Annotated in this window: 3 protein-coding genes; all 3 read right to left on the bottom strand. The window is 62.0% G+C overall.

Going from position 1 to position 6,524, the window contains the following annotated elements; all coding sequences use genetic code 11:
* Positions 1–145 precede the first annotated feature (145 nt).
* Positions 146–1,528: an MFS transporter gene (locus IRZ24_RS15265; RefSeq protein ID WP_297165749.1), complete on the bottom strand. Its 1,383-nt coding sequence runs from the start codon at positions 1,526–1,528 to the stop codon at positions 146–148.
* Between the two features lie 546 nt (positions 1,529–2,074).
* Positions 2,075–5,146 carry a beta-galactosidase gene (locus IRZ24_RS15260; RefSeq protein ID WP_297165748.1) on the bottom strand — a complete coding sequence of 1,024 codons (3,072 nt, stop codon included), beginning with the start codon at positions 5,144–5,146 and terminating at the stop codon, positions 2,075–2,077.
* 287 nt (positions 5,147–5,433) lie between these two features.
* Positions 5,434–6,524, bottom strand: a 1,091-nt coding sequence (locus IRZ24_RS15255) for a LacI family DNA-binding transcriptional regulator (RefSeq protein ID WP_297165746.1), incomplete at its 5' end; no start/stop codon positions are given.

Below are 6,524 nucleotides of genomic sequence, written 5' to 3'. Positions count from 1 at the left end.
TGGTCCCCCCCCCCCCGGCGGGGGGGGGCCGGGCGCGGGGCCCGCCGCCCCCCCCCCCCGCCTCCCAGCAGCGTCACATCCAGAAGGCAGACAAGCCGTCTCGTCTCGTTCGGCTACGCACCAGGTCCGACTCAGCTCAACAGGACTACTGAGCCTGAGTCGCCAGCGTGGGACCTTGTGCGCTCTCGCCGCCTACCTCCTCCACGGCGGCCTGACCAGCTAGCTCGCGTCCGATCAGAGCCGTCGAGATGAAGGAGACCACCGCCATGAAGATGATAAAGACAGCGATCAGGGTGTAGGGGGGAGCACCCGCCCCCAGGAATGTGTGTGTATTGGCCACCAACCAGGTGGCCAGGATCGGCGCCGGGCCACCCGCGGTAATCGAAGCGAGCTGGTAACCAAGTGAGGCGCCGCTATAGCGCAGGCGCGTTCCGAAGCGCTCCGAGATCAAGGCTGCCTGCGGGCCATAGAGCCAGTCGTGGAAGAAACTGATCGAGAGGATCATCGCCAGTACCACTATCACTGGCAGGCGCGTCTGCAGCAAGAGGAAGTAAGGGAAGGCATAGAGCGCCATCAGGACGCAGCCAATCATATACCAGCGCTTGCGCCCGAAGCGATCAGAGAGGTGGCTCCAGGTCGGCATCAGGACCAGGCTGCAAGCCGCCGAGATAATCAGACCAGCATACAGGACACTGGAATCGACCTTGAGCGTCTTGGAGCCATAGGAGAGAATGAAGGTCGTGAACAGATAGAACGGCGCCTGCTCAGCCGAACGCACCAGCGCCGAGAGGATAATTTCGCGCCAGTAATGGCGGAAGACCTCCACCAGCGGCACATGGGCGATGCGCCCCGTCTCTTTGACGCGACGGAAAGCCGGCGTTTCCAGAATGCGCAGGCGGATATAGAGGCCGACAAAGATCAGCAGCACACTCAACAGGAAAGGAATGCGCCAGCCGATCGACAGGAAAGCCTCCCCCGGAAAGAGAGCCTGAAACCCGAGCACCGCGATGGCCGCCAGCGCCAACCCCAGTGGCACGCCCGTCTGTGGCCAGCTCATCCAGAAGCCACGGCGGCGATCATCACCATATTCCATTGAGAGCAGCACCGAGCCGCCCCATTCACCGCCGACGCCGGCCCCCTGCAAGAAACGCAGCACCGAGAGGATCAGCGGCGCGGCCAGACCGATCTGGGCATGGCCTGGCAAGAGACCCATTAGAGCCGTGGCGATTCCCATCAGCAGGAGCGTCGCAATCAGCGTCGACTTGCGCCCGACGCGGTCCCCAAACCAGCCAAAGAAGGCCCCACCCAGCGGACGCGCAAAGAACCCGACAAAGTTGGTCGTAAAAGAGGCGATCGTCCCAGCTACTGGGTCCAGCTCCGGGAAAAAGAGCTTGGGGAAAACCGTTGCCGAGAGGAAACCGTAGAGGAAGAAATCGTACCACTCGATGGCCGTTCCGACGGTGCTGGCCGCCAGAATAGGGACCATGCGGCGTACCGTGACGGGACTCGTCTCTGAGACCGTTGCCATGCATTCCTCCTTGAAGCGCAGTCAGGATCAACAGCGACATGATCGCACCGAGGAAGACTGAAGCAGGAGAGCGTACTCTAACACCAAGGGCGCTGGCTCGCACTTACGCCCTCGGGCGCTCTCTTCAGCGCAGTGGCCTCACCTTCGCGGCACCAAACGACAGGGCAGGCGGCAGCGTTGCTGGCCCGACGAGGCAACGGCTTGCTTTGTTTTATTCATTTGTCGCTTGCAATGCCTCTCATTGCACGCCTGGACGCAGACAAGGCGGTCGCCGCACTTGCCGTCCAGCTTCCTCACCCAGAGAGGAGCAGGTTGGTCCTGAGAAGGAACCTTTGTCCGGTCTCGCCTCTGCTCTGTGAGTTGAGCGAGCTACATCGCTGGACCACCGCCGCACTCGCTGTCTGAGGGGCGCGCCTTTCCGAAGGTATGCAATTAATCATAGTATAACTGCACACATGGACTCTGTCCAGAGCTGCCCACTGGCGCCAGCGGAGAAGCAGATGCCGGGAGAGACTTCGCTTCCCCGCTGGCTCTGCTAGCGGCCAGCTAGTCGGTCTCTAACAGGCGCAGACCGCCAAAAAGGCGTGGCCTCTCACCCAGACGCCAGAGCACAGCTCCTGCGCGCTGCGGAGCCACAACCACGGTCAAGCCTTCTTCTTGGAGCACGAGACTTTGCTCGCTGCCGGCTTCGGAGGCCACCAACAGGAGCCTCCCCTCCTTCAGTGGACGGCGCACCAGCAGCCAGGGACGCCGCCATCCCTCGGGTTGAGGCTCCAGAGGCGTCCTCTCCAGCACACGCTGGTAGAGACGGGCCAGCGGCTCCAGCTCACTGGCTAGCTCCAGCGGCAGCCCTGTCCACAACAGACGTCCTGCTCCACATCGCAGCTCTCGCAACTCGTTATGAGCCTTGCGCACATAGCCCGTCTTCTCCTGGGCAAAGCTCAGCCAATAGCGGCTTCCATCGTCAAGCCACAGCTCCTCACAGGGAGCCACAGGCTCCGGCTCGGGCAGCGCCTGGCCAGCATTCAGGCGCGCATCGAAGGGAAGATTATGCAGATCACGCCCGATGACGCCGCTTACCAGGGCCGTACCGCCGCGATAGACATAATCGAGCACGGCGAACCAGGCCGCCGGCTCGCAGAACTGCAAAGACGGCACAATGAGCACTTGGGGCTGATAGGGTCGGGAAAGCAGCTCTGGTAAGCGGTGCTCGCCAATGAGCTGGGGGATCACACCTAGCTCATAAGCCAGGGCGCGCACCGCCTGGCGCGTCGGCAACGCCCCCAGGTCTGGACGGATAAACCATTGACTGTACGGGATCACCAGCCAGACCGGGGGCGGCTCCGGCGCTTCCTGGAGCTGGCCCTCCAGAGCCTGGACCAGGCGACAGAACTCGCGCATGACCAGCAGCTCCGGCTTGGCGCTGCCATCGGCGCGCACCAGACCGATGCTGTTCTCATTCTCACTGGTCATGTAGGCATTGGTATGCCAGAGCCACTGGATCAGACCGGCGCCATTGGCCATCAGGCCCATGATGAGCTTGCGCTCCAGCAGCCAGGCATTGGCCTGCTCTGTACGCCAGGGACGACCATCAACATCGCGCACCAGCATCACGCCTGTCTCCTGGATCAGATTAGGCCGCTCCGGGGTCTTGTCGAGGAGCATATCCCAGAGCAGGTCATCGACGTTCCACCAGGGGTGCGTTGTTGTATAATCAACGGCGCTGGCGTAAAACTGCGGCGCAATGCGCGCGCCCGCCTCATCCTGGCCCACGCCAATCAGCGTCTGACTGCCAGCGGCGCGAATAGCGCGATACATACGCCGGGCCCAGGTGACAAACATCTCTTGCGAAAAGCGCGTATAGTCAGCCACCTTGAGCATGGCGCGAGCCGTCGTATCGCGCACCGCTGTTGAATAGTCGGCCTCGCGTGGCAAGCGCACCTGCTCCCAAGAAGGCAGCTCCGCCGGGGTCTCGCGCCAGCGGAGCTGCAACTGCTCCAATGAGTAACGCTCCTTAAGCCACTGGACAAAGGCCTCCTGCTCATAGCGATCGTAGTTTGGCACGGGACGCTGAGCGAAGGCGCGGGCCGGCGCTCCGAAGCTAGGCTCATTGATCAGGTCCCATGACAGCAACTCCACGCGCGCATAGCGGCGGGCCAGCAGCGACAGAAAGCGCTCCTGGGCTTCCAGCGAGCGCGGATCAAGCCAGGGATTGAGGCCATCAAAGAGGGGCGGAAAGAAGGCGAAGAACGTAAAGATTACCTGCAGCTCATGACGGCAGGCTGTCAAGATAAAGGCATCGAGCGCGCGCAGGAAAGACTCAGTTGGGACCCCAGCGACTGGCATGACCTCGCGCCAGGCTGTCCAGAGGCCGGTGCGGAGCAGGTTGATGCCAGCGGCCTTCATCTCGGCCATCTCACGCTCCCAGCGGGCCGGATTGGGCAGGCGCCAGTACTTGCGCTGGACACGGCTATCCATATAGGTGGTGCCACAGACCAGAAAGAGGCGCTCGCCCTGATAAAAATAGTCGCGTCCGGCCACCAGGCGCTTGCCACGCGTCGCCGCGATCAGAGCCTCATCCCAGACCCAAAAGCCAGTCTCCTGAGCCAACCACTGACCCTTTCCGGGCCGATATTCGGCCCGCACCCGGTAAAGACCGGGCCGGGGAGACGATGGCAACTGTAGATAACGCTCGTAACGTAGCGGCGAGGCCGGCTCCTCGAAGGTCCAGCTTTGCAGCAGCTCGCCATCGTCGACATGCGTCACCGAGATGCGCAGCTCCAGCGCTAGCCGCTCAGGAAGCGTCACCACTAAGGCAGGCGTTTCTTGAGGTTGATAGCAGGCTAGCACCGGACGTGTAGCCAAGCAGAGCGGATCTTCCAGCGCAAAAGCGATCAAGCGCTGAATAGGCTCAGCCAGGGCTAGCCAATCCTCCTCTGCGGCAGGTTCCCAGAGCGAGAGCAACCAGCGCCCTCCCCGGAAGCGTCCTCCCAGTTGGTCAAGCACAAAGGCCGGCGTCGCCAGCCGCTCATCACCATAAGGCGTAGCGGCGACAAGAAAGAGCAGAGGCCGCAACAGAGTATCGAACGGCCCCGCCGAGCCAATCTCTTCGGGATAATCGGATGTTTGTGTCAAGCGCGGATAGCAGGCCCAAAAGTGGCCTGGACGCTTGTCAGAAAACGGCAGCGCACAATTCTGCAAGAAGTGCGCCTCTGGCGCAGCGACCAGGCGCAGCGCGCCCTGGCGCCCTCCGTCTACCGCCAGATCGACAGGGAAAAAAGGCCCCAAGCAGAGCTGACGGGTATAGACATCCTGTTCCGGCTCGACCTCGCCCGTGGCCGTCACAGGTCGCGCGAAGGGCATTCCTCCGAAGATTGCTAGATTGCCCCCACGCTCCAGAAAATGCAATAGGGCATTCCAGGCAGCCTTTGGAAAATAGGGGCCGTGAAAAGAGACCAGGAGACGCGGAGCGCCCTCCAGAGCCTCGGCCAGATGGATCGCATCACAGACTTCAAAGGGAGTGGGCAACAGTCTACCCAGCAGGGCCTGACTACAGGCCCGCGGATAGGCCGGATCAGCAAAGACAAGCACACGATCTGAGCGAAGCAAGGCTGTCATTGTTCCTCACACAAAAGCATCCAGAGAAATCGCACTGAGCAGCGACGGCAATTTGTGCTCGAGACCGGACTAGCCAGGCCCGCAAGGGAGCCAGCCGGCTGTAGCTCAGCCCAAGCGGTAGAGCAGCCTCTAGCGGTGACAGAGAGCCTTGCTCTTCTTGCGCGTGGCTGCAGCATCCCTGCACGGGGACCACCAAGGCACTTCCTCCTTAGCCTGATAGGAGCAAGCGAATGAGCCAGCCCAGGCCCCGCGAGGCGCACAGGGCCAGACAGTGGGCCGCAAGAAACTCAGAACCGGACAGAGGGAGCAGGGGCGCAAGCCGATTCGCGTTGTACTAGCTCTACGTCTAGCATAGAGACGACGTGCACGGGGTCGGGATGGCTGATAAGAGCCAGCAGTCGCCGCAGGGCCACTGCGCCAAGCGCCTCCTTATTGACGCGAACCGTCGTTAGGGCCGGCGTCAGATGCTCCACCATATCGATGTCATCGAAGCCGACCAGCGAGACATCTTCAGGGAGACGCAGCCCAGCCTCACGCAGAGCCTTCATCGCCCCCACAGCCATCTCATCGTTGGCACAAAACAGAGCACTAAACTGCTCCTTGCGCTCTAGCAGCCGCTTGCAGGCTAGGTAGCCGCCATCCATCGACAGGCCGCCGTCCTCGTACAGCTCCGGCAGGACCGGCAGACCAGCCTCTAGCAAAGCCAGGCGATACCCCTGGGCCCGGCGCTCGATCGTATAGACTCGATTTCTGGGCGGCTGCTTCCCCTGATGCTCAGCCGCTTCCGCCATAAAAGGACCTCCCATGAAGGCGATGCGGCGATGGCCAAGGCTGATCAGGTACTCAACAGCCAGGCGCGCGCCATCCAGGTTGTTTCCCAGTACGGCATCCGTTCCAGGAATATAATTGTCGACGAGCACCAGTGGCGTGCCCGTCTGCTGAATAGTGCGCACCGTCATGGCCTCCGCCGGCCCCACTAACAGAATGCCGCCAAGGCGCATATCGTAGATCATCGTCAGCAGGCGGTCAGGGTCAGCCTGGACCTCGCTAATCGCACGATAGGTCACTTTGACGTTGGCCCGACGCGCCTCGCTTTCCACTCCGTGGAGAATGTGCGACCAAAACGGATTGGTGGGGACGCTGGTCTTGGGCAGAAAGGAGCAGAAGAGAAAACCTATCTCTCGAACTGCTCGCCCTTCGAAAGGCCGCTCCTCACCCCCTTGGCCTTGGCCCTGCCTCCCACCCCCGAAGTAGCCCAGGCGCGAGGCCGCGCGTAAGACGCGCTGGCGTGTCTCATCGGTAACGTTGCCGTGGTTGTTGAGGACACGCGAAACGGTACCAACTGAGACCCCCGCTTCCCTGGCAATGTCTCTCAAGG

Source organism: Thermogemmatispora sp. (assembly GCF_019683755.1).
GTDB lineage: Bacteria > Chloroflexota > Ktedonobacteria > Ktedonobacterales > Ktedonobacteraceae > Thermogemmatispora.
Note: the sequence above shows the minus strand (reverse complement) of the source record. Positions and strands in the feature narration are given on the sequence as shown.